At 61.2% G+C, this 21,476-nt stretch carries 16 protein-coding genes, 2 tRNA genes and 3 rRNA genes; 10 read left to right on the top strand and 11 right to left on the bottom strand.

The genetic code is table 11. From position 1 onward, the window contains the following. Positions 1 to 53: 53 nt before the first annotated feature. Positions 54 to 764, top strand: a complete 711-nt coding sequence (locus CAL28_RS20505) for a glutathione S-transferase (protein WP_094843065.1) — start codon at positions 54 to 56, stop codon at positions 762 to 764. Between the two features lie 126 nt (positions 765 to 890). Here the strand turns inward: CAL28_RS20505 and CAL28_RS20500 are convergent, their stop codons facing one another. Beyond that, positions 891 to 1,808 carry a LysR substrate-binding domain-containing protein gene (locus tag CAL28_RS20500; RefSeq protein WP_176464051.1) on the bottom strand — a complete coding sequence of 306 codons (918 nt, stop codon included), beginning with the start codon at positions 1,806 to 1,808 and terminating at the stop codon, positions 891 to 893. Between the two features lie 441 nt (positions 1,809 to 2,249). On the opposite strand from CAL28_RS20500, the gene CAL28_RS20495 reads away from it, so the two are divergent. Then, entirely contained in the window at positions 2,250 to 2,519 is a 270-nt protein-coding gene (locus CAL28_RS20495) for a hypothetical protein (protein ID WP_094843063.1), read from the top strand. An 82-nt stretch (positions 2,520 to 2,601) separates the two neighbouring features. On the opposite strand, the gene CAL28_RS20490 is transcribed toward CAL28_RS20495, so the two are convergent. Continuing rightward, positions 2,602 to 3,165, bottom strand: a complete 564-nt coding sequence (locus CAL28_RS20490; protein WP_176464050.1) for a carboxymuconolactone decarboxylase family protein — start codon at positions 3,163 to 3,165, stop codon at positions 2,602 to 2,604. A gap of 1,018 nt (positions 3,166 to 4,183) precedes the next feature. Between CAL28_RS20490 and CAL28_RS20485 the strand changes: the two genes are divergently transcribed. The 5 genes from CAL28_RS20485 to rrf all read left to right on the top strand — a co-directional run bounded on the left by CAL28_RS20485 (position 4,184) and on the right by rrf (position 9,632). Next, positions 4,184 to 5,714: ribosomal RNA gene (locus tag CAL28_RS20485) — 16S ribosomal RNA — on the top strand. 84 nt (positions 5,715 to 5,798) lie between these two features. Beyond that, a tRNA-Ile gene (locus CAL28_RS20480) sits at positions 5,799 to 5,875 on the top strand. 10 nt (positions 5,876 to 5,885) lie between these two features. After that, positions 5,886 to 5,961: transfer RNA gene (locus tag CAL28_RS20475), tRNA-Ala, on the top strand. A 370-nt stretch (positions 5,962 to 6,331) separates the two neighbouring features. Then, a 23S ribosomal RNA gene (locus CAL28_RS20470) occupies positions 6,332 to 9,216 on the top strand. Between the two features lie 303 nt (positions 9,217 to 9,519). Then, a 5S ribosomal RNA gene (rrf, locus tag CAL28_RS20465) occupies positions 9,520 to 9,632 on the top strand. Together the 16S, 23S and 5S rRNA genes with 2 tRNA genes alongside form the textbook arrangement of a ribosomal RNA operon. A gap of 159 nt (positions 9,633 to 9,791) precedes the next feature. On the opposite strand, the gene CAL28_RS20460 is transcribed toward rrf, so the two are convergent. From CAL28_RS20460 to CAL28_RS20450, 3 genes are all read right to left on the bottom strand, one after another. Further along, positions 9,792 to 10,169, bottom strand: a complete 378-nt coding sequence (locus CAL28_RS20460; RefSeq protein ID WP_094843062.1) for a YchJ family protein — start codon at positions 10,167 to 10,169, stop codon at positions 9,792 to 9,794. A gap of 213 nt (positions 10,170 to 10,382) precedes the next feature. Continuing rightward, a complete protein-coding gene (locus CAL28_RS20455) occupies positions 10,383 to 10,658 on the bottom strand; it encodes a GNAT family N-acetyltransferase (RefSeq protein WP_094843061.1) in 276 nt (91 codons plus the stop codon). A 49-nt stretch (positions 10,659 to 10,707) separates the two neighbouring features. Beyond that, positions 10,708 to 12,159, bottom strand: coding sequence for an MFS transporter (locus tag CAL28_RS20450; RefSeq protein WP_440588406.1), 1,452 nt, complete (start codon positions 12,157 to 12,159; stop codon positions 10,708 to 10,710). An 85-nt stretch (positions 12,160 to 12,244) separates the two neighbouring features. On the opposite strand from CAL28_RS20450, the gene CAL28_RS20445 reads away from it, so the two are divergent. Next, positions 12,245 to 13,150, top strand: coding sequence for a LysR family transcriptional regulator (locus tag CAL28_RS20445; protein WP_094844745.1), 906 nt, complete (start codon positions 12,245 to 12,247; stop codon positions 13,148 to 13,150). A 236-nt stretch (positions 13,151 to 13,386) separates the two neighbouring features. On the opposite strand, the gene CAL28_RS20440 is transcribed toward CAL28_RS20445, so the two are convergent. The 6 genes from CAL28_RS20440 to CAL28_RS20415 all read right to left on the bottom strand — a co-directional run bounded on the left by CAL28_RS20440 (position 13,387) and on the right by CAL28_RS20415 (position 19,173). Then, positions 13,387 to 14,019, bottom strand: coding sequence for a glutathione S-transferase family protein (locus tag CAL28_RS20440; RefSeq protein WP_094843060.1), 633 nt, complete (start codon positions 14,017 to 14,019; stop codon positions 13,387 to 13,389). 79 nt (positions 14,020 to 14,098) lie between these two features. Continuing rightward, positions 14,099 to 14,725 (bottom strand): glutathione S-transferase family protein, encoded by a 627-nt coding sequence (locus CAL28_RS20435; protein WP_094843059.1) that lies wholly within the window; start codon positions 14,723 to 14,725, stop codon positions 14,099 to 14,101. 68 nt (positions 14,726 to 14,793) lie between these two features. Then, complete coding sequence (locus CAL28_RS20430; RefSeq protein ID WP_094844744.1) at positions 14,794 to 15,186, bottom strand: hypothetical protein; 393 nt, start codon at positions 15,184 to 15,186, stop codon at positions 14,794 to 14,796. Positions 15,187 to 15,330: 144 nt separating this feature from the next. Further along, a complete protein-coding gene (locus CAL28_RS20425) occupies positions 15,331 to 16,782 on the bottom strand; it encodes a bifunctional 2-methylcitrate dehydratase/aconitate hydratase (RefSeq protein ID WP_094840438.1) in 1,452 nt (483 codons plus the stop codon). A 29-nt stretch (positions 16,783 to 16,811) separates the two neighbouring features. Continuing rightward, positions 16,812 to 17,978: a bifunctional 2-methylcitrate synthase/citrate synthase gene (gene prpC, locus CAL28_RS20420; protein WP_094843058.1), complete on the bottom strand. Its 1,167-nt coding sequence runs from the start codon at positions 17,976 to 17,978 to the stop codon at positions 16,812 to 16,814. A gap of 205 nt (positions 17,979 to 18,183) precedes the next feature. Then, on the bottom strand, positions 18,184 to 19,173 hold the full coding sequence (locus CAL28_RS20415; protein ID WP_094843057.1) for a malate dehydrogenase: 990 nt from the start codon (positions 19,171 to 19,173) through the stop codon (positions 18,184 to 18,186). 199 nt (positions 19,174 to 19,372) lie between these two features. Between CAL28_RS20415 and CAL28_RS20410 the strand changes: the two genes are divergently transcribed. Continuing rightward, positions 19,373 to 20,341, top strand: coding sequence for a hypothetical protein (locus tag CAL28_RS20410; protein ID WP_141218221.1), 969 nt, complete (start codon positions 19,373 to 19,375; stop codon positions 20,339 to 20,341). Positions 20,342 to 20,644: 303 nt separating this feature from the next. After that, positions 20,645 to 21,427, top strand: a complete 783-nt coding sequence (locus CAL28_RS20405) for a GntR family transcriptional regulator (protein WP_094843055.1) — start codon at positions 20,645 to 20,647, stop codon at positions 21,425 to 21,427. The last annotated feature ends 49 nt before the right edge of the window (positions 21,428 to 21,476 follow it).

The following is a 21,476-nucleotide window of genomic DNA, read 5'->3' as shown; positions in this document are numbered from 1 at the left end:
GGCGACGGGTACAGCGTTTGCTAAGCGTCGTCTTTCCCGTTGGAGATGCATCGATGGCACCTTACGACCTTTGGTATTGGGACGGCATTCCGGGACGCGGCGAGTTCGTGCGTCTGGCGCTGGAAGCTGCCGGCATTCCGTATCGGGACAGGGCGCGCGAACCCGGCGGCGATGCGGCCATCGTACGGGACATGAAGACTCGCGATCACCATCCGCCTTTCGCGCCGCCTTACCTGGTCGGGGAAGGCATATCCGTGGGCCAGACGGCCAACATCCTGCTTTTCCTGGGCGAAAAGCATGGCCTGGCGCCGCAAGACCTGGCCGGCCGCCTTTGGGTGCACCAGATACAGCTCACCATCGCCGACCTCGTCGCCGAGGCGCACGATGTACACCATCCCATCGCCAACAGCCTCTATTACGAGGATCAGAAAAAAGAGGCCGCGCGCCGCGCGAAGCATTTCCGCGAGGAGCGTATTCCCAAGTTCCTGGCCTGGTTCGAACGCGTTCTGGTGCACGAAGGCTTATGGCTGGCGGGCGGTGAAAAATGGACCTATGCCGACCTGTCGCTATTCCAGCTGATCGATGGGTTGCGCTTCGCCTTCCCCAAGCGCATGGCCACCCTGGCGGGCCAGTACCCGAAGGTCCGGCGCCTGTACGAGCGGGTGGCCGCGCTGCCGGAGTTGCAGGGCTATCTGTCCAGCGATCGCCGCCTGCCCTATGGCGACGGAATATTCCGCCACTATCCGGAGCTCGATGCGGCCTAGGGACGGTGGACGCCGGAGTCGCCCCGCCCAGGGCGCGGGCAACACGGCGATCGTCGCGCCACGCTTGCCCGCGTGCGGCGCGAGCCCGGGGCGGTTGCCGCGCCGGGAGGCGTTATGAACGCGCGTTCACGGACTTCGCTCCCTGAGCAGTTCCGACCGCGAGATTTCCAGTTCGTCATGCATCCACGTCCGTAACGCCTGCAGCGGCGGCCAGTCGCGCAAGGCGGGGGGATACACCAGGTGATAGGCGCGCGCGCCTTCGTAGTCCACCGAGATGGGTGACAGCCGAACCAGGTGCCCATCCCGCAACGCATCGGCGGCCAGGAGTTCGCGTACCACGGCAAGCCCCAGCCCTTGCTCCACCGCCGAAAGCAACAGACCCGCATCGTTGAACACCGCCACCGGCGTCACCTTGCGGCGCAGCCCGGCGGCCGCCAGCCAGTGCTCCCATAAGGCGCTTTCGCCCAGCAATGGCTCATCCAGGTAGGCCTCCGGCGACGCGCCGGCCAGCCTGCGCGCCGCGGCTGGGTTCCCAACCAGAATCATGGACATCGATCCATCGAACAGGCGTTCGGCCGCCAGTCCGGGCCAATTGCCCAGGCCCTGCCGCAGTGCCGCATGAAAACCCTCGCGTTGCAGATCCGCCACCTGTTGCGAGGTTTCGATTTCCAGGGCCAGGTCGGGGTGCTTTTCGCGCCATCGCCCCATGCGCGGCAGCAGCCAGCGTTGCGCAAAGGAGGGCAGCACGCTGATACGCAGTCTCTGCGCCGACGACCCCGCCGCCGCGGCGGCTGCCTGGACGCCTTCGTCCAGCAGCGCCAGGGCGCCCTGGACACTGCGCAGCAGGGCCGCGCCTGACGAGTTGAGGACGACCCGCCGTCCGCGCCGGTCGAACAAGGCATGGCCCAGCCGGGTCTCCAGCAAACGGATCTGCTGGCTGACGGCGCTATGCGTCAGGTGCAGCGCATCGGCGGCGGCACGCAGGTTCTGGGTTTCCGCGACAGCGCGGAAGACCGGCAGCGTATTCAAGGGCAAGCGGGCCATGGGTGCGTAGCTGGTTAGAAAAACCGACCAGAATGACCAAAAAATATGGATTCCTGTCGCCATACTGGTTCGATATTCTAACCACCGTCGCGCGAGGCGCGATCACGGCTTATCCCCCGGCAGGGCAGACCGCCGGGCGAGAGTGCCATGCGCGTTGCGCCGGCCGGGCAGGCGCCCGTCTGATCGCGGCAAAAGAAATCGGCCCGCGGTGGAGGCATCGATTCGACGACGGGATCGCAAGGGGGCGATCTCCGGAATCGAGCACGGATAGCGGCATCTCTTCCTGCGTTGGGATGCCCGGGCTTGCCGGTTATTCAGTCCGGTTGAGCTTGCGCCATCTGCCCCTGACGGAACCGGCGCGCGTGCGGAGGGTACTTCCAGCCGCTTGTTGCCCGACGGTTTCAACGACACCCCTTTGTGTTCTTATTCAGGAGCCCTTCAATGTCCGATATCTCTACCCCCGTGGCCGCCGCTTCCCCCGTTGCCGCGGAATGCCCTGGGGTCTGGCGTACGCTCGGTGGCCTGCTGGCGTTGCCGTTCGTAGCGCTGTGGAAGAGCTGGTCCGCGCCGAACACCGTTCTGGATCTGCGTCAGTACAGCAGTGCAGAACTGCTAGATATGGGGGCGTCGCCGGAGATGCTGGCCGAAGCCGAGGCGCTGAGGGAATTCGAACTAAGCCGGGCCAACGCGCTCATGCTCTATTACTGGTAAGTGGAAGGCTGTGCGCGGTTCGCGCCGCGCACAGCGGCCGGCGTTTGCGTTTGCGTTCGCGGCCCGGCCGGGTTCCCGCCATTCAGCCCAATTCGGCGGGTGTCCCTTCCGGTGGCTGGATATCGAAAGCGCCCAGCGTCATGGCGATCAAGGTGTAGTAGCCGGCGATGCTCACAAGGTCGATAACGCCGGATTCTCCCAGCACATGCACGATGCGGTCATACAGTTCCTGCGGGGTCCGGCGGGTTTCGTGCAGAACCTTCAGGAATTCGTGGACCAGCGCTTCGTCGGCATGCGTGTATTCGATGGGCGTGCCGTCGCGCAAGGCAGCGATCATCGTTTCGCTCACACCGGCCTTGATGGCCCGGGGCTTGTGGGCCCACCACTCGTACTCCGATCCCCAGTGGCGCGCCATGATCAGGATCGCCCATTCCGACAGCCGCGTGGGCAGGCTGGTTTCATAGCGGCAGTACTGGCCCAGGGCCTGCGCATGCTCCGCCATCGCGGGACGGTGCAGCCAGACACCCAGCGGCCCGCGCACCTGTCCGCGAGGTCCGGCAGTGATCACATCATGGATGCGCTTCTGTTCGGGACTCATCTGCGCGGGTTCCAGCAAGGGAACGCGGGGCAAACGGGGGGTGCTCATGCAGGTCTCCAGGTCTGTCCCATACAGATATATCGCGCCGGCTCAGGGAGTGCGCCGCGAAAGGAACAGCGGGTCTATCGGATCGATATTGTGGCGGGTGCGCGCCTACATCGATCTGAAACGGGCCAATCTCCGTTCGTGTGCGGATCCACGCGCCTTTTGCACTCCGCCCCATTGCACGCGTCGACGCCGTGGGATAGCGCGCGGGAACGGCGTTTCTCCGGGGCAGGCTTCTTTGTCGGGTTGACCATACAAGCGTAAGCCTTTCCACGCACGTGCATCCCATGCGATCTTGCTCCGCCCGGTCTTCCGTGCCGGCTCTTCCATGCTGGACGTTGCATGCAGAATCTTGGATGCCGAATCTTCCGCGCCAAGTCCGCAATGCGGGAGCCATAGCCGTGCACCCCGGCACCATCACGCGTGTGCTATAGTCGCGCCCCTTCGCTGTTCGCGAACCGGTCACGACACCGGCGACGCGGAAGCACCACGGTGGTGGTTCTCAACGGACTGCCGGCGCGGGTGATTCCGGTGCCGCTTTGGGAGTCGCGGTGGACGATAAGTGAAGGCGGGAAAGTGAAGTCAGGTTGTCGAGTGCGCGGGTGTGAAGTCGAAGCGAGCTTGATTTGACAGCCCAAAAAAATGTCTTCATAATCTCGTTTCTCTGCTGCTGGCACAGCAAACGACGCGAAGCAAAACGGTGGAAACACCGGGTGGAAACACCAGCGACGCGGCAGGCGAAGTCAGCGGGGGTTGCAAGACCTCCCGGGTAGCGAGCCCACCTGTTCTTTAAAAACTAAACAACCGATAAGTGTGGGCGCTTGATGGATGGCGGCGCACTCGTCCGGGATCGGCACGCAAGTGCAGGGTCTTGGATGGGGCCGAAGAAATCAAGTGCTCATATAAGTAAGTGTCAGGAATCAGGCGAAGTCAAATTCGTCTGGGTCCTCACTTCCTTTGAGAGCGCTAGCGAAAGACAGTCCCGTGTCGGAAGACGCGTGGGCTGTACGAAACAGAGATTGAACTGAAGAGTTTGATCCTGGCTCAGATTGAACGCTGGCGGGATGCCTTACACATGCAAGTCGAACGGCAGCGCGGACTTCGGTCTGGCGGCGAGTGGCGAACGGGTGAGTAATGTATCGGAACGTGCCCAGTAGCGGGGGATAACTACGCGAAAGCGTAGCTAATACCGCATACGCCCTAAGGGGGAAAGCGGGGGATCTTCGGACCTCGCACTATTGGAGCGGCCGATATCGGATTAGCTAGTTGGTGGGGTAACGGCTCACCAAGGCGACGATCCGTAGCTGGTTTGAGAGGACGACCAGCCACACTGGGACTGAGACACGGCCCAGACTCCTACGGGAGGCAGCAGTGGGGAATTTTGGACAATGGGGGCAACCCTGATCCAGCCATCCCGCGTGTGCGATGAAGGCCTTCGGGTTGTAAAGCACTTTTGGCAGGAAAGAAACGGCGCCGGCTAATACCTGGCGTAACTGACGGTACCTGCAGAATAAGCACCGGCTAACTACGTGCCAGCAGCCGCGGTAATACGTAGGGTGCAAGCGTTAATCGGAATTACTGGGCGTAAAGCGTGCGCAGGCGGTTCGGAAAGAAAGATGTGAAATCCCAGGGCTTAACCTTGGAACTGCATTTTTAACTACCGGGCTAGAGTGTGTCAGAGGGGGGTGGAATTCCACGTGTAGCAGTGAAATGCGTAGATATGTGGAGGAACACCGATGGCGAAGGCAGCCCCCTGGGATAACACTGACGCTCATGCACGAAAGCGTGGGGAGCAAACAGGATTAGATACCCTGGTAGTCCACGCCCTAAACGATGTCAACTAGCTGTTGGGGCCTTCGGGCCTTGGTAGCGCAGCTAACGCGTGAAGTTGACCGCCTGGGGAGTACGGTCGCAAGATTAAAACTCAAAGGAATTGACGGGGACCCGCACAAGCGGTGGATGATGTGGATTAATTCGATGCAACGCGAAAAACCTTACCTACCCTTGACATGTCTGGAATCCCGAAGAGATTTGGGAGTGCTCGCAAGAGAACCGGAACACAGGTGCTGCATGGCTGTCGTCAGCTCGTGTCGTGAGATGTTGGGTTAAGTCCCGCAACGAGCGCAACCCTTGTCATTAGTTGCTACGAAAGGGCACTCTAATGAGACTGCCGGTGACAAACCGGAGGAAGGTGGGGATGACGTCAAGTCCTCATGGCCCTTATGGGTAGGGCTTCACACGTCATACAATGGTCGGGACAGAGGGTCGCCAACCCGCGAGGGGGAGCCAATCCCAGAAACCCGATCGTAGTCCGGATCGCAGTCTGCAACTCGACTGCGTGAAGTCGGAATCGCTAGTAATCGCGGATCAGCATGTCGCGGTGAATACGTTCCCGGGTCTTGTACACACCGCCCGTCACACCATGGGAGTGGGTTTTACCAGAAGTAGTTAGCCTAACCGCAAGGAGGGCGATTACCACGGTAGGATTCATGACTGGGGTGAAGTCGTAACAAGGTAGCCGTATCGGAAGGTGCGGCTGGATCACCTCCTTTCAGAGCAAGTGCTGTTGTCTGTTAAGCGGCCACACTTATCGGTTGTTGAAAAAGACTGGATCGATAGCGGATCCGATGCGAATTGGGTCTGTAGCTCAGTCGGTTAGAGCACCGTCTTGATAAGGCGGGGGTCGTTGGTTCGAATCCAACCAGACCCACCACAGTTTATCTGGGGGTGTAGCTCAGCTGGGAGAGCGCCTGCTTTGCAAGCAGGATGTCATCGGTTCGATCCCGTTCACCTCCACCAGTTTCGTTTGGTGGTGCTGTGCTTGGCGCCCGACTCGGGGGCTGGGGCGGCGTGAGGCCGGGTCCGCGAGAAAAGAGAGTTCAACGGTCAGTGTCTGCCGGTGTTTGTTCCGTGAAGCGGGGCGAGCGGCCGGGGTATTGAGCGTTGAGTTTTTGGCTCGACAGTTTTATTCGTTCTTTAACAATCTGGAAGAAGCACAACGAGAAGTATTGGCGGTGCATTGATATTTGATGCGCCGTTGGATACGGGTTGTGATTGCATGATAGTTCAAACTCAAGTGTATTGAGGATTTGAACGGCACAAACGCGAAGTAATCATGTCAGAAGCAAGACGGTTGCTTGAAGAGGTTTTATAGCCATTAGCGTTATAGGATCAAGCGACTAAGTGCATATGGTGGATGCCTTGGCGATCACAGGCGATGAAGGACGTTGTAGCCTGCGAAAAGCTGCGGGGAGCTGGCAAACAAGCATTGATCCGCAGATATCCGAATGGGGAAACCCACCGCCGCAAGGCGGTATCCTGGGCTGAATACATAGGTTCCAGGAAGCGAACCGGGTGAACTGAAACATCTCAGTAACTCGAGGAACAGAAATCAACCGAGATTCCGAAAGTAGTGGCGAGCGAAATCGGAAGAGCCTTTACGATTTAGCGCGTTGTATAGTCGAACGGGATGGAAAGCCCGGCCGTAGCAGGTGATAGCCCTGTAGGCGAAATGCAATGCGTGGAACTAGGCGTAAGAGAAGTAGGGCGGGACACGTGAAATCCTGTTTGAAGATGGGGGGACCATCCTCCAAGGCTAAATACTCGTGATCGACCGATAGTGAACCAGTACCGTGAGGGAAAGGCGAAAAGAACCCCGGAAGGGGAGTGAAATAGATCCTGAAACCGTATGCATACAAACAGTCGGAGCCTCCTTGTGGGGTGACGGCGTACCTTTTGTATAATGGGTCAGCGACTTACATTCAGTGGCAAGCTTAACCGGATAGGGAAGGCGTAGCGAAAGCGAGTCCGAATAGGGCGTTCAGTCGCTGGGTGTAGACCCGAAACCAGATGATCTATCCATGGCCAGGTTGAAGGCACGGTAACACGTGCTGGAGGACCGAACCCACTAGTGTTGAAAAACTAGGGGATGAGCTGTGGATAGGGGTGAAAGGCTAAACAAATCTGGAAATAGCTGGTTCTCTCCGAAAACTATTTAGGTAGTGCCTCAAGTATGACTGCGGGGGGTAGAGCACTGTTATGGCTAGGGGGTCATGGCGACTTACCAAACCATGGCAAACTCCGAATACCCGCAAGTCCAGCTTGGGAGACAGAGCACCGGGTGCTAACGTCCGGACTCAAGAGGGAAACAACCCAGACCGCCAGCTAAGGTCCCCAATTATCGCTAAGTGGGAAACGAAGTGGGAAGGCTTAGACAGTCAGGAGGTTGGCTTAGAAGCAGCCATCCTTTAAAGAAAGCGTAATAGCTCACTGATCGAGTCGTCCTGCGCGGAAGATGTAACGGGGCTAAGCGATAAACCGAAGCTGCGGGTGTGCAGGTCAAACTGCACGCGGTAGGAGAGCGTTCTGTAAGCCTGTGAAGGTGACTCGTAAGGGTTGCTGGAGGTATCAGAAGTGCGAATGCTGACATGAGTAGCGATAAAGGGGGTGAAAAGCCCCCTCGCCGTAAGTCCAAGGTTTCCTGCGCAACGTTCATCGGCGCAGGGTGAGTCGGCCCCTAAGGCGAGGCAGAGATGCGTAGCTGATGGGAAGCTGGTTAATATTCCAGCACCGTCGTACAGTGCGATGGGGGGACGGATCGCGGAAGATCATCAGGGTGTTGGAAGTCCCTGTTGCTGCATTAGAGAGGGCGCTTAGGCAAATCCGGGCGCGTGACTCAAGGGTGTGGCACGAGCGAGCATGTCTCGCGAAGTGATTGGAAGTGGTTCCAAGAAAAGCCTCTAAGCTTCAGCTGTACGAGACCGTACCGCAAACCGACACAGGTGGACGGGATGAATATTCCAAGGCGCTTGAGAGAACTCGGGAGAAGGAACTCGGCAAATTGATACCGTAACTTCGGGAGAAGGTATGCCCCGGTAGTGTGAGGCGCCTGCGCGCTGAGCATGATGGGGTCGCAGAGAATCGGTGGCTGCGACTGTTTATTAAAAACACAGCACTCTGCAAAGACGAAAGTCGACGTATAGGGTGTGACGCCTGCCCGGTGCCGGAAGGTTAAGTGATGGGGTGCAAGCTCTTGATCGAAGCCCCGGTAAACGGCGGCCGTAACTATAACGGTCCTAAGGTAGCGAAATTCCTTGTCGGGTAAGTTCCGACCTGCACGAATGGCGTAACGATGGCCACACTGTCTCCTCCCGAGACTCAGCGAAGTTGAAGTGTTTGTGATGATGCAATCTACCCGCGGCTAGACGGAAAGACCCCATGAACCTTTACTGTAGCTTTGCATTGGACTGTGAACCGGCCTGTGTAGGATAGGTGGGAGGCGCGGAAACCGAGTCGCCAGATTCGGTGGAGCCAACCTTGAAATACCACCCTGGTCTGTTTGCGGTTCTAACCTTGGCCCGTTATCCGGGTTGGGGACAGTGCATGGTGGGCAGTTTGACTGGGGCGGTCTCCTCCCAAAGCGTAACGGAGGAGTTCGAAGGTACGCTAGGTACGGTCGGAAATCGTGCTGATAGTGCAATGGCATAAGCGTGCTTGACTGTGAGACTGACAAGTCGAACAGGTGCGAAAGCAGGACATAGTGATCCGGTGGTTCTGAATGGAAGGGCCATCGCTCAACGGATAAAAGGTACTCTGGGGATAACAGGCTGATACCGCCCAAGAGTTCATATCGACGGCGGTGTTTGGCACCTCGATGTCGGCTCATCTCATCCTGGGGCTGTAGCCGGTCCCAAGGGTATGGCTGTTCGCCATTTAAAGAGGTACGTGAGCTGGGTTTAAAACGTCGTGAGACAGTTTGGTCCCTATCTGCCGTGGGCGTTGGATACTTGACGGAGCCTGCTCCTAGTACGAGAGGACCGGAGTGGACGTACCTCTGGTGTACCGGTTGTCATGCCAATGGCATTGCCGGGTAGCTATGTACGGAAGAGATAACCGCTGAAGGCATCTAAGCGGGAAACTCGTCTGAAGATTAGGTATCCCGGGGCCTCGAGCCCCCTGAAGGGTCGTTCAAGACCAGGACGTTGATAGGTCGGGTGTGGAAGCGCAGTAATGCGTTAAGCTAACCGATACTAATTGCCCGTGCGGCTTGATCCTATAACCCTGATGGTTAGACCCCCATCGAACAACCCTTGCAGCTGACCGCAAGCCGGCGCCTGTTGCCTCGCGCAACCTGCCCCGTGACTTGCCCTGATTGCTTGGCGTAGACGTGCCAATGCGGATCGCTTGCGATCCGCCACGCAGTCCCAACCCGAATCCTGTGCCCAGCCCCCCGCGCGAAAGCGCCAGGCTGGCCACCCCAATACCCTCGCCCGGACCTCACCGCCCGGCGTGCTTCATCCAGATTGGCGTGACGCGCAGCGTCCTTACCGGACCGCGCGCGGCGCGCAACCCTTTACGCCTGACGACCATAGCAAGGTGGTACCACTCCTTCCCATCCCGAACAGGACAGTGAAACGCCTTCGCGCCGATGATAGTGGACGGACGTCTGTGAAAGTAGGTCATCGTCAGGCTCTTATCCCCAAAACCCCGCTGGGCTCCCCAGCGGGGTTTTGCTTTTGCGGCCAGCGGCGGCTGCTTCCAGGGTGAAGCAACTTCCGGAGTTTTGCGGCCCGCTTGCGCGCGACGAAGGAGGGTTCGGACCGCTGCGATGCGACTGCGAGGACCGGTCGCTAGCGTTGGTCCCCGTCGACGTACAGCCAACGGCCGTTTTCCCGGACGAAGCGGCTGGTTTCGTGCATGCGTTGGCCTTTGCCATGCAAACGGCTGCGCGCGACGAACTCCACCTCCGCGTGTTCTTCGTCCTTGACCGTGTGGTGCTTTACCTGCAGACCCAGCCATTTCAAACCGGGCGGGTTGGGCTCCATATGCGTCGGCCGCGTGGCCGGATGCCAGGTGTCGCGTATATAGTCGAGCAGATCGAGCACATAGGCGCTGTATCGCGAGCGCATCAGGGCTTCGGCGGTCGGGGCCTGTAAATGATGCGGTCCCTCGTGCCATTTGCCGCAGCAGGCGGGATAGGTTCGGCCTGTGCCGCAGGGACAAGTCATGGCGGAATCGGTCAAGGTCGTGCTACCTGGTCGGGTCTACGCTAATGCTTCTGTCAACGGTCGGTTTGCCCGTTAACGCCGCCGCCGATGTATTGGCGCGATCGGCCACGCATTATGCCAATGCGTCGGCCTGGCCCTTAACGCTTACCCGGGAATGAGCCCGTTTAACCGTCAACGCTTATGCCAACGCAGGCCGGTCCCGCGCGACAGAGCCTATGCCAGCAGGTCGGCGTATTCCGGGTGGCGTTGGAAGTACGCGGCGGCGTAGGCGCACTGGGGCGCAATCTTCAAGGCATGCGAACGTGCGTATTCGATCGCCGCGACGGTCAGATGGCCCGCAATGCCGCGGCCGCCGACCTCGGGTGGAACGATGGTGTGGAGAATCGCCATGACGCCATCCCGCAATGCGTACTCCAGGTGGCTTTCATGCTGGTCCACGATGGCCTTGAAGCGGTGCGATGCAGGGTCGTGGGTAACCGAAATATCCATCCGGGAGTCTCCTGGCAGGCGTTTCCGGAACGGAAACGTGTCGCTCACTTTAACGCTTCGCGCCGTCCGTATGTATATACCGCCATACCAACGCGGTGCCGATTCCGTATAGCGTTCCCATGGTGCCGAAGGCCAGGACCAGGGAAATATGCCAATCCGCATAGGCGTGCAGGATAGTCCCCATGACGGCCACGCCGACCAGTACGCCGATCTGCCGGTTGGCATTCAGGCACGCGGCCGCGATATTGGCGTGGGACTGCCCGGAGATCTGCATGACCACCGCGGTCATCGCCGGAACGGCAATGCCGACGCCCAGGTTGATCAACGAGACGATAGCGGCGAACAGCCAGTAATCCGTTTCGGGACGGAGTATCCAGGCCGTCGCCGCACTGGCCGTCGCGCACAAGGTCATGCTGCCCATCAGGGCCGCGCGCGGGCCGAAGCGCACCACGAGGCGAGGGGCCGACAGGTTGCCGAGCGTGAACAGCATCATGGTGGGCAGCAGTTGCATGCCGGCCGTCAGGGGCGTGGCGCCGCGTGCTTCCTGCAGGAAGAGGCTTAGCAGGAACAACTGTCCATAGCCGCCGAAATTGATCAGGAAGCCCAGCATATTGGCGGCGGGGAACCGCGCTGTCCTGAAAAGCTCCCGCGGTAGCAGGGGCGTGGCAATACTGCGTTCGCGCTGGACGAAGGCCGCGGCCGCGACCAGCATGACGGAAGCTCCGCAAAGAATGGGAAGCGACGTCCAGCCGTGCACCGGCCCTTCGATCAGCGTGAAACTCAATCCTGCCAACGCCGTGACGCCCAGCAGATGGCTGGGCGCATTCAATGCGCGGGAGTGGCGCACGGATCGCGGGATGATGTTTTGCGCCATTGCCAGCCCGATCAATCCGATGGGAAGGTTGACCAGGAAGATGCTGCGCCAGCCAAACCGGTCGATCAATATGCCGCCCACGAGCGGCCCGGAAACGCCGGCGACCGATACGATGGCCGACCATAGCCCCAGCATGCGGGCACGCACCCGGTCGTCGGGATAGGCGCGAGTCAGCAGGCTCAAGGAGCTGGGCATGAACAGCGCGGCCCCCAAGCCCTGGAGGAAACGTGCGATGACCAGCGTCGTGCCGTTGGCGGCCGCCCCGCACAGCAGAGAGGCCAGGACGAAGACCGCCAGGCCGGTCTGGTAGACGTTCTTCGCGCCGAAGCGGTCTGCCAGGCCGCCGCCGACCAGCAGCATCGCGGCGAAAGTGAGCGTATAGCCGTCCACCACCCAGACCAGGCCCGACAACGGCACTTGCAATTGACCGGCGATATTGGACAGGGCGACGTTGACGACCGTGACGTCCAGGGTGGCCATGACGAACCCCATGGCCAGGGTGATCAAGGGCAGATAGCGGACACGCGGCTCGGGCGCGACGGAAACGGAGGAAGTCAGTTCGGGCATGGGCGGGTATGGGACAGCCGGCGTGTCGGCCAGTGTCTTGGGCGCGGCTTGGGCACGCATTTCTCCTTAGGCGCGAATCATATCTTCTGTCTGCTGATGCAAAAATACGTAGAATTGCGTTTGGGCAATGCAAATTTGCATCGGCATGGACTGGGACGACGCGCGAATACTCCTGGCGATCTATCGTGGCGGCACGCTGCGCGCCGCGGCGGCCTTGTTGCACGTGGACCAGGCCACCGTCGGCAGGCGACTGCGTGCGCTGGAGCAAGCGCTGCACGCCCGCTTGTTCCTGCATACGCCGCGCGGGTACGTGCCGACGCGCGCCGCCGAGCTGGCGTTGCCGGCGGCCGAGGCCATGGAAAGCGCGGCCGATCAATTGGAACGCCTGACGCAAGGCACCGATGAAAGGGTATCCGGGACAGTGCGGGTGACCACGTCCGACACTATTGCCCGCGCGTTCATGATGCCGGCCATCCAGAAGTTGCGCGACGCCCATCCGGATCTGCGCATTGTGCTGACGGCATCCACGCAACTGAGCAACCTGACGCGGCGCGAGGCCGACATCGCGGTTCGAAACGTGCGGCCCGACAGTCCCGATCTGATATCCCGGCGATTGGGCAGGCGCGAGCTCGGCTTGTATGCCAGCAAGCGATACCTGAAGCAGCACGGCGAACCGCGGCGGGGCACGGCTTTCGAGGGCCATTCGGTCGTGGTTTACCAGCGCGCGGTTTTTGGGGCACGTGCGGACACCCTCTGTGGCGAGCCGTTCGGCAACGCGCGCGTGGCGTTGGAGGTGAATTCAGGCTTGATGATGCTGGAAGCCGCCAATCGCGGCTTGGGCGTGGCGGAGCTGTCCACCTACCTGGCCCAGGACGCCTCCAGCCTGGTACGCATCTGGCCGGATTGCGCGCAGTTCTATGACCTGTGGCTGGTCATGCATGGAGACCTGCACCGGACCGCCCGTGTGCGAGCCGTGGCCGATGCCATCGTGGAGGTTTTCGAGCAGGGCCAGGAACAGCAGGCGACGACCGCCCGCTCGAAGAAAGCCTAGCACCGGGCCGGGGAAGCCAGGCACCCGATCGGAGCAAGCCCGGCCGCGGTCTTTGGAAAGCCAGTGCCCCGCGTCTTATCCACAAGGCGGCCGCTTCGCGCGATGTAGCCAAATCTGTCCACATTTACTGTGGACAACCATTTGGACATGTCACGGACAAAACCAAAATTCGCTGTAATCTCAATGAGATAAGGTTCGGGGATCACAAAGCACGCAACCCCGTCCCTTCACAATCTTTACAGGTTGTCCAGCTTTACTTCAAAGCCTCGGCGTGTGGCGGGACGTGCCATCATCGTCTCGTACCAGCGCTTGACATTGGGAAAGTCAACCAGGTCGACCTGATGCCGTTCGTGGCGCCATGCCCAGCCAACGATGGCGAAGTCGGCGATCGAAATATCGCCGGCGACGAACTCCACCTTGTTCAGCCGGCGATCGAGCACGCCGTAAAGGCGGCGGGTTTCGTCCACGTAGCGCTTGGCGCCGTAGCGCTTGTCGTCTTCGTTTTGCAGGCCGAGGAAATGATGCGCCTGTCCAGGCATCGGGCCGAATCCACCCATCTGCCACATCAGCCATTCCAGTACCGGAACGCGCGCGCCCAGCCCCGCGGGCAGGAATTTGCCCGTCTTTTCACCCAGGTACAGCAGGATGGCCCCGGATTCGAACACGCTGATCGGCGCGGCATCGGGCCCTTGCGGATCGACGATGGCCGGGATCCGGTTGTTGGGGCTGATGCGCAGGAAGTCCGGCTTGTGCTGTTCGCCATTGCGGATATCGACGGGATGTACCGTATAGGGCAAGCCCATTTCTTCCAGTGCGACGCTGATCTTGCGGCCGTTCGGCGTATTCCAGGTGTGGAGTTCTATGGTCATGATGGTGGTTGTCGGGTGATAGGTGCGGGAAACGGATACGGGATAGGGAAAAGCCCGTCGTCGACGGGCTTTCGGGGGATCAGGTCAATGCCGGTGCGATGTGGCGCTGGAAAGCCGGACGGCGCTTCAAGCCGTCGTACCAGGCCTGCAGATGCGGTGTATCGGGCCGCCGGATGCCGTCCAGGCCGATGAAACGCCGGCAATACGCGCCCAGCACGATGTCCGCCAGGGTAAAGGCCTGGCCTTCCAGGAATTCGCGTCCTTGCAGATGGAGATCCACCATCTGCCATAGCCTGCCGGCCTCGTCCGCGGATTTCTGGATGGCCGCCATGTCGCGCTTTTCCGGGGGCGTGCGTACCATGCCCCAGAACACGTTGCGCTCGACCGGCTGCAGCGTCGAAAGCACCCAGTCCATCCAGCGGTCGATCGAAGCGCGCAGGCGCGGCGCTTCCGGATACAGCCCGCTTTGCGCTCCGTATTGCATGGCAAGGTAGCGGATGATGGAGTTGGATTCCCACAGCACGAAATCGCCGTCTTCCAGCGTCGGAACCTTGCCATTGGGGTTCATCCCCAGGTATTCCGGCTCGTTGTTGCGGCCGAACTGCAGTCCGGCGTCGATGCGGTCATAGGGCAGCGACAGCTCGTCGCAACACCACAGCACCTTTTGCACGTTGACGGAGTTGACGCGACCCCAGATCTTGATCATGGCTATGTCCTATTGTCGGCACGTCTGCCGTGGATGCGAAGCGGTAAACGGACGAACCGTGCGGGCATTCAGTGGCGCAGTAGCAGGAGTGTCCATACGGTGATCATGGCAAGCAGGCCGACCCAGCATCCCGCCCACAGGCCCATGATCGGCCATTTGATTTCCATGGGGACATGGGCAGGATCGACGTGGGCGAGGTTGCGGTTGGCCTGTCCGAACAGTCCCTTGCGGGCACGCGGGAACATCAGGCGCAGGAAATAGTCCAGGAAGATACCCGCCTGGATGGCGCGCGGGAATTGGCGGAAAGGCCGGTGCTGCAGCAGCGGGTGCCGCAGCACGTCGTTGATGCGATCCAGCTTGAAAAACCAGATCGCCACGAGCGAGACAGCCGCCACGAAAAAGCAGGCGACGAAGATATTGAAGGCGGCGGTAAGCGCGACAATGTAAATGGATTCGTTCATGCCCGTAAGCATAACCTCGATGCGGATAGGGGCCGTCGTGCCCGATGGCGCGCCGGTGCGCGCCATCGAGGGGCTGCGTCCGTGCGGTCCGTCCGCGCAAACGCCGCAGCCCGCGTCGGCGCGGACCCGCTTACGTGGTCGGCCCTAAATGACGTACAGATCCACGTACTCGTGGACCGGCATGGCTTCCAGCTTCTTCTGGTCGAGCGATACGTCCAGGATGCGGTTTTGCTGCCGCGCCGGGAACTGCCGAGCCAGATTGGTGCGGAACTTGGCCTCCAGCAACGGGATGCCGTCCTGGCGGCGGCGCCGGTGCCCGATGGGATACTCGCACACCACTTCGCCCAGCGTGCTGCCGTCGTTGAACTCGATGGTCAGCGCGTTGGCGATCGAGCGTTTGTCCGGATCGTGATAGTCCCGCGTGAACGCAGGGTCCTCCACGCATTCGATTTTCTCGCGCAGCGCGTCGATGCGGGGATCGCGGGCGAACTCATCCTCGTAATCCGCCGCCGTCAGGTGGCCGAAGATCAGCGGCACAGCCACCATGTACTGGATGCAGTGATCGCGGTCCGCCGGGTTGTTCAGCGGGCCTTTCTTGTCGATGATGCGGATGCAGGCTTCGTGCGTGCGGATGGTGATCTTCTTGATGTCCTTGGCCTGCTTGCCCTGCGCGGCCATCTGCTGGTGCAGCTGCATCGCGCATTCCACCGCGGTCTGCGAATGGAATTCGGCGGGATAGGAAATCTTGAACAGCACGTTCTCCATCACGTAGCTGCCGTACGGGCGCTGGAACTTGAACGGCTGGCCCTTGAAAGAGACGTCGTAAAAGCCCCAGGTCTTGGCGGTCAGCACGGACGGATAGCCCATCTCGCCGGTGCGGGCGATCAGGGCCAGGCGCACGGCGCGGCTGGTGGCATCGCCCGCCGCCCAGCTCTTGCGGCTGCCCGCGTTCGGGGCGTGCCGATAGGTGCGCAGGCTTTGGCCATCGACCCAGGCCAGTGACACCGCATTGATGATCTCTTCGCGGCTCAGGCCCAGCATTTCGGCGACCACGGCCGTGGAGGCCACCTTGACCAGTACGACGTGGTCCAGCCCGACCTTGTTGAACGAGTTCTCCAGCGCGATGCAACCCTGGATTTCGTGGGCCTTGATCATGCCCGTCAGCACGGTGCGCATGCTCAGGGCGGGCTTGCCCGCGGCGACCGCGTTGCGCGACAGCCAGTCCGCCGTGGCCAGGATGCCGCCCAGGTTGTCCGACGGATGGCCCCACTCGGCGGCCAGCCAGGTGTCGTTGAAGTCCAGCCAGCGGATCATGGCGCCGATGTTGAACGCCGCCTGTACCGGATCGAGCTGGAACTGCGTGCCGGGCACCTTCGCCCCATTGGGCACCACCGTGCCGGGAACGATGGGCCCCAGCAGCTTGCGGCAGGCCGGATATTCCAGCGCTTCCAGCCCGCAGCCCAGCGTGTCGATCAGGCAGTTGCGCGCGGTCTCGTAGGCCAGCTCGCTCTTGATTTCATAGTTCAGGACGTAGTCGGCGATGTCGACCAGGACCTGGTCCGGCTGCGGCCGGACATTGGAGATATGCGAGGACATGATGTTGCCTTCCCGTTGCGTGAGGCGGATTACTTGCGCTTTTCCAGGGGGACGAATTTGCGGTCTTCCGGCCCCACGTAGTTGGCCGTGGGCCGGATGATCTTGTTGTCCACGCGCTGTTCGATGATGTGCGCGGCCCAGCCCGCCGTGCGGGCGATCACAAAGAGCGGCGTGAACATCGCCGTGGGCACGCCCATCTTGTGGTAGCTGACCGCGGAATACCAGTCCAGGTTGGCGAACATCTTCTTGGCGTCCCACATCACGCTTTCGATGCGTTCGGCGATGTTGTACAGATGCATGCTGCCGCTGTGCTTGGACAGCTTGTGCGAGATCGCCTTGATGACTTTGTTGCGCGGGTCAGAGACCGTATAGACCGGATGCCCGAAGCCGATGACCACTTCCTTGTTCTCCACGCGGCGGCGGATGTCCGCTTCGGCCTCGTCCGGCGTCTCGTAGCGGCTTTGCACTTCGAAGGCGACCTCGTTGGCCCCGCCGTGCTTGGGACCGCGCAGCGCGCCGATGCCGGCGGAGATCGCCGAATACATATCCGAACCGGTCCCCGCGACGACCCGGCAGGTGAAGGTCGAGGCATTGAACTCGTGCTCCGCGTACAGGATCAGCGAGCTGTGCATGGCCTTGACCCAGTCATCGCTGGGCTGCTCGCCGTGCAGCAGGTGCAGGAAATGGCCGCCAATACTGTCGTCGTCGGTCTCGACGTCGATGATGCGCCCATTGTGGCTGTAGTGATACCAATACAGCAGCGCCGAGCCCAGGCTGGCCATGAGGCGGTCGGCGATATCGCGCGCGCCCGGCTGATTGTGATCGTCCTTCTCCGGCAGGATGCAGCCGAGCACCGACACGGCCGTGCGCATCACGTCCATGGGATGGCTGGACGCGGGCAGGGCCTCCAGCGCAACCTGCAACTGCGCCGGCAGGCCGCGCAGCGCCCGCAGTTTGCGCTTGTAGGCTTGCAGTTCGGCTTTATTCGGCAGCTTGCCGTGGACCAGCAGGTGGGCGATCTCCTCGAACTCGCTGGTGTCGGCGATGTCCAGGATGTCGTAGCCCCGGTAGTGCAGGTCGTTGCCGCTGCGGCCCACCGTGCACAACGCCGTGTTGCCGGCCACCACGCCCGATAGCGCGACCGATTTCTTCGGCTTGAATCCGGGTTTTTGCTGTTCTTGTTCGGAAGTGCTCATGTCTGCTCCTTTCCTTTCCTGAGGGGACCTATCGCGCCGCTTCGTGGGCGACGCCATGTCGTTTCGATGCGTACCTGCCGCGTGGGACGTCCGCCCGGCGGCGGCTCGAAGCCGGGTGTATCGAACCGGGAAAAGCGACTGTCCTGCCCCAAACCGGCCAAAAAAAGGCCCGCACGGTACGGGCCTTTTCTTTGGCGCTGGCGGGTTACTTCAGCAAGTCTTTCACGCCGTCGCGTTCTTCGAGCAGTTCCTTCAGCGTCAGGTCCATGCGCTCGCGCGAGAAAGCGTCGATTTCCAGCCCGGTGACACGGGTGTACTTGCCGTTCTCGGTGGTGACCGGCACGCCGTAGATGATGCCTTCCGGGATGCCGTAGGAGCCGTCGGACGGAATGCCCATGGTGACCCACTTGCCGTTGCTGCCCAGGACCCAGTCGCGCACGTGGTCGATGGCGGCGTTGGCGGCCGAAGCGGCCGACGACAGGCCGCGCGCATCGATGATGGCGGCGCCGCGCTTGCCCACGGTCGGGATGAAGACGTCGCGGTTCCACGCGTCGTCGTTGATCAGCTTGGCCAGGCTTTGGCCGCCGACGGTGGCGAAACGGATGTCCGGATACATCGTGGGCGAATGGTTGCCCCAGACGATGAGTTTTTCGATGTCGGCCACGGCCTTGCCCGACTTGGCGGCCAGTTGCGACAGGGCGCGGTTGTGATCCAGGCGCAGCATGGCGGTGAAATTCGCGGCCGGCAGATCCGGCGCGGACTTCATGGCGATGTAGGCGTTGGTGTTGGCGGGGTTGCCGACCACCAGGACCTTGACGTCGCGCTTGGCGACTTCGTTCAGCGCGCGGCCCTGGGCCGTGAAGATCTGCGCGTTGACCGTCAGCAGATCCTTGCGCTCCATGCCGGGGCCGCGGGGACGGGCGCCCACCAGCAGGGCGACGTCGGCATCCTTGAACGCGGTGCGCGGATCGCTGTGCGCGGTCATTTCCTGCAGCAGCGGGAAGGCGCAGTCATCCAGTTCCATCATGACGCCCTTCAGCGCCTTTTGGGCCTTCTCGTCCGGGATTTCGAGCAGTTGCAGGATGACAGGCTGGTCTTTGCCGAGCATTTCGCCGGAAGCGATGCGAAACAGCAGGGCGTAGCCGATTTGACCGGCGGCGCCGGTCACGGCGACGCGCAAAGCGGGCTTGGACATGAACATTCTCCGTAATGGTCGTCGAGAAAAATCTCGCCGGATAGTGTAATCGCTGCGTGCGCGGCTAGCGATGAGCGGCGCCGTAAACGGCCCCCATGCTAGGTCGACTTGACGTTAACGTCAATTGCCCATCGGGATAAAGGATGTATGGGTTTGGTTACCTTAGATTGCTCTAGCGGAGTGGCGGCAAGGGCTTATCTTGGCATCGACCGGGCAGCGTAAACGCCTGCAGCCGAACGTGACCCGGCAACCCTGGGCAAAACTACTGCGCCGCGGGCGCCAAGCGGACATGGAGGAAATCATCGTGAAAAGGCTTCGGACCTGGCTTGCGGTATCTGTTCTATTTTTGCCGTTATGGATGTGGGCGAGCAACGCCGTGGCATCCAAGGACTATACGGTGGTCATCGAAAATAATACCGACCTTACGACGACGCTGGCCAAAACCGCGTCGCACTGCATGTACGCGGACGGACCAAGCACTATTTCGGTGGATCCGAAACAGTCGAAGCAATTCCCGATGACGGACGACGACCAGCCACTTAGCGAGTGCTGGAGCGCGCCCAAGACCGTGACGTGGAAATTCGCGGATCCCCCCGAGGGCGGGCAGTTCTACTTCGATCACTCCAAGACCGGAAGCTGGTCGACCGCGTTTTGGCCGGAGGTCGCTGGATTGATGGCCATGACCGTATGGTGCGGCACCAAGGAGAATCCCAAGGCCGCGCAATGTTTCGGTCATGCCGTGAGCGGCGATTTTGACTATTTCACGATCTCGTATGCCCCGAAGGGGGCTGACGTGGTTGGAATGAGGTTTGTGCAGGGCGCCGAGGGCGACCTGACGCTCAAAAGGCTGAACAGCGTCAATATGGCGGATAACGGTCGCCCGGAAGCCACCTTCGCAAAGGAGGAGGATTTTTATATCCAGAAGGCCGCGGTCAAAACGGATTCCATCGTCAAATGGCAAGTATCCAATAGCAGGGGTTCAACGGTTTTGCATTACGTGAATTCATTTAGCGACAACAAGTGGCACACACAAATCCTGGTGGATTCCAATCCCCCATCGAATGCGCCCGAAGTCGAGACCGCGCTGTGCGACGGCAAAAACTGCCTGAGCAAAAGCGTTCCATACATCCCCAAGGCACTCTCCATCGAGTTCGGGGTGGCGGACTGAATCCACATAGCGTTATCGGCGCAGGGCAGAGCCGATAAGCGGGCGGGCGGGGAGGTCGGCTGTCGCGATGTCCCTGCGGGATTACGCGCTCCCGGTATGGGCGCGCGGGCTCGTCAGGGCGGCCTGGCGTGCCGGGACGCGAGGGCACGATCCAGGTATCGCCGCCGTGCCACTCTTCACTCTTATATAAGATATTGGACAGTGCTGGTTCGCTGTGCGACAATTTCGCGCTAAGTTCCCGCGCCGTTCGACTTCCGGCCACGTCGGCTTGCGCCGCTCACGACGTGGCTTTATCCGTACCCCATGGCAGACCCCCGGCCCGAAACCTCTTCGCGCACCAAAGGCGCCGCCGGTCCCGGCGGCGCGAGCGCCGCTTTCAGTCCGCTGTACCGCCAGATCAAGCAACTGCTGGTGCAAAGCCTGGACCGTGGCGAGTGGAAGCCGGGCGAACCGATCCCCAGCGAGATCGACCTGGCGGCGCGTTTCCAGGTCAGCCAGGGTACTGTGCGCAAGGCCATCGACGAGCTGGCCGCCGAACACGTGCTGTTGCGCCGGCAGGGCAAGGGGACTTTCGTCGCCACCCACCATGAGGCCCGAGTCCGGTTCCGCTTCCTGCGGCTGGCCAGCGACGAGGGCGCCGAGGGCGACACCGCCGAAAGCCGCATTCTGGAATGCCGCCGCGTGCGTGCTTCAGCGGAAGTGGCGCGGGCCCTGGAATTGCGGGCGGGCGAAACCGTGGTCGCGATCCGTCGGCTGTTGACCTTCGGCGGCGTACCCACGGTGCTGGACGATATTTACCTGCCCGGTTCCATCTTCCGCCGCCTGACGCTTGAGCTCTTGATCGCCAACAAGGCGCCCCTGTACGGCTTCCTGGAATCCGAGTTCGGCGTGAGCATGATCCGCGCCGACGAAAAACTGCGCGCGGTGGCCGCGACGCCGGAGGCGGCCGCCGCCCTCAACGTCGCGCCTGGCTCGCCGCTGCTGCAAGTGGATCGTACTTCCTACACCTATGGCGACCGGCCGATGGAGATCCGCCGCGGCTTGTACCTGACCGATCGCTACTACTACCGTAATAGTTTGAATTGATGGACTTTTTCTCGCGATTTGATAGCAACCCGTTACATGGGCGAAAATA

This window comes from Bordetella genomosp. 11 (assembly GCF_002261215.1).
Lineage (GTDB): Bacteria > Pseudomonadota > Gammaproteobacteria > Burkholderiales > Burkholderiaceae_B > Bordetella_C.
The sequence above is the reverse complement of the archived record's forward strand: the minus strand, read 5'-3'. Positions and strand labels throughout refer to the sequence as shown.

Bases quoted from the DNA above. Each gene is read 5' to 3' on its own strand.
- CAL28_RS20490 (WP_176464050.1), bottom strand. From the start codon at position 3,165: ATGAGCACCCCCCGTTTGCCCCGCGTTCCCTTGCTGGAACCCGCGCAG.
- CAL28_RS20495 (WP_094843063.1), top strand. From the start codon at position 2,250: ATGTCCGATATCTCTACCCCCGTGGCCGCCGCTTCCCCCGTTGCCGCG.
- CAL28_RS20425 (WP_094840438.1), bottom strand. From the start codon at position 16,782: ATGTCCTCGCATATCTCCAATGTCCGGCCGCAGCCGGACCAGGTCCTG.
- prpC (WP_094843058.1), bottom strand. From the start codon at position 17,978: ATGAGCACTTCCGAACAAGAACAGCAAAAACCCGGATTCAAGCCGAAG.
- CAL28_RS20430 (WP_094844744.1), bottom strand. From the start codon at position 15,186: ATGAACGAATCCATTTACATTGTCGCGCTTACCGCCGCCTTCAATATC.
- CAL28_RS20450 (WP_440588406.1), bottom strand. From the start codon at position 12,159: ATGCGTGCCCAAGCCGCGCCCAAGACACTGGCCGACACGCCGGCTGTC.
- CAL28_RS20435 (WP_094843059.1), bottom strand. From the start codon at position 14,725: ATGATCAAGATCTGGGGTCGCGTCAACTCCGTCAACGTGCAAAAGGTG.
- CAL28_RS20440 (WP_094843060.1), bottom strand. From the start codon at position 14,019: ATGACCATAGAACTCCACACCTGGAATACGCCGAACGGCCGCAAGATC.
- CAL28_RS20455 (WP_094843061.1), bottom strand. From the start codon at position 10,658: ATGGATATTTCGGTTACCCACGACCCTGCATCGCACCGCTTCAAGGCC.
- CAL28_RS20460 (WP_094843062.1), bottom strand. From the start codon at position 10,169: ATGACTTGTCCCTGCGGCACAGGCCGAACCTATCCCGCCTGCTGCGGC.
- CAL28_RS20415 (WP_094843057.1), bottom strand. From the start codon at position 19,173: ATGTCCAAGCCCGCTTTGCGCGTCGCCGTGACCGGCGCCGCCGGTCAA.
- CAL28_RS20500 (WP_176464051.1), bottom strand. From the start codon at position 1,808: ATGGCCCGCTTGCCCTTGAATACGCTGCCGGTCTTCCGCGCTGTCGCG.
- CAL28_RS20405 (WP_094843055.1), top strand. From the start codon at position 20,645: ATGGCAGACCCCCGGCCCGAAACCTCTTCGCGCACCAAAGGCGCCGCC.
- CAL28_RS20505 (WP_094843065.1), top strand. From the start codon at position 54: ATGGCACCTTACGACCTTTGGTATTGGGACGGCATTCCGGGACGCGGC.
- CAL28_RS20445 (WP_094844745.1), top strand. From the start codon at position 12,245: ATGGACTGGGACGACGCGCGAATACTCCTGGCGATCTATCGTGGCGGC.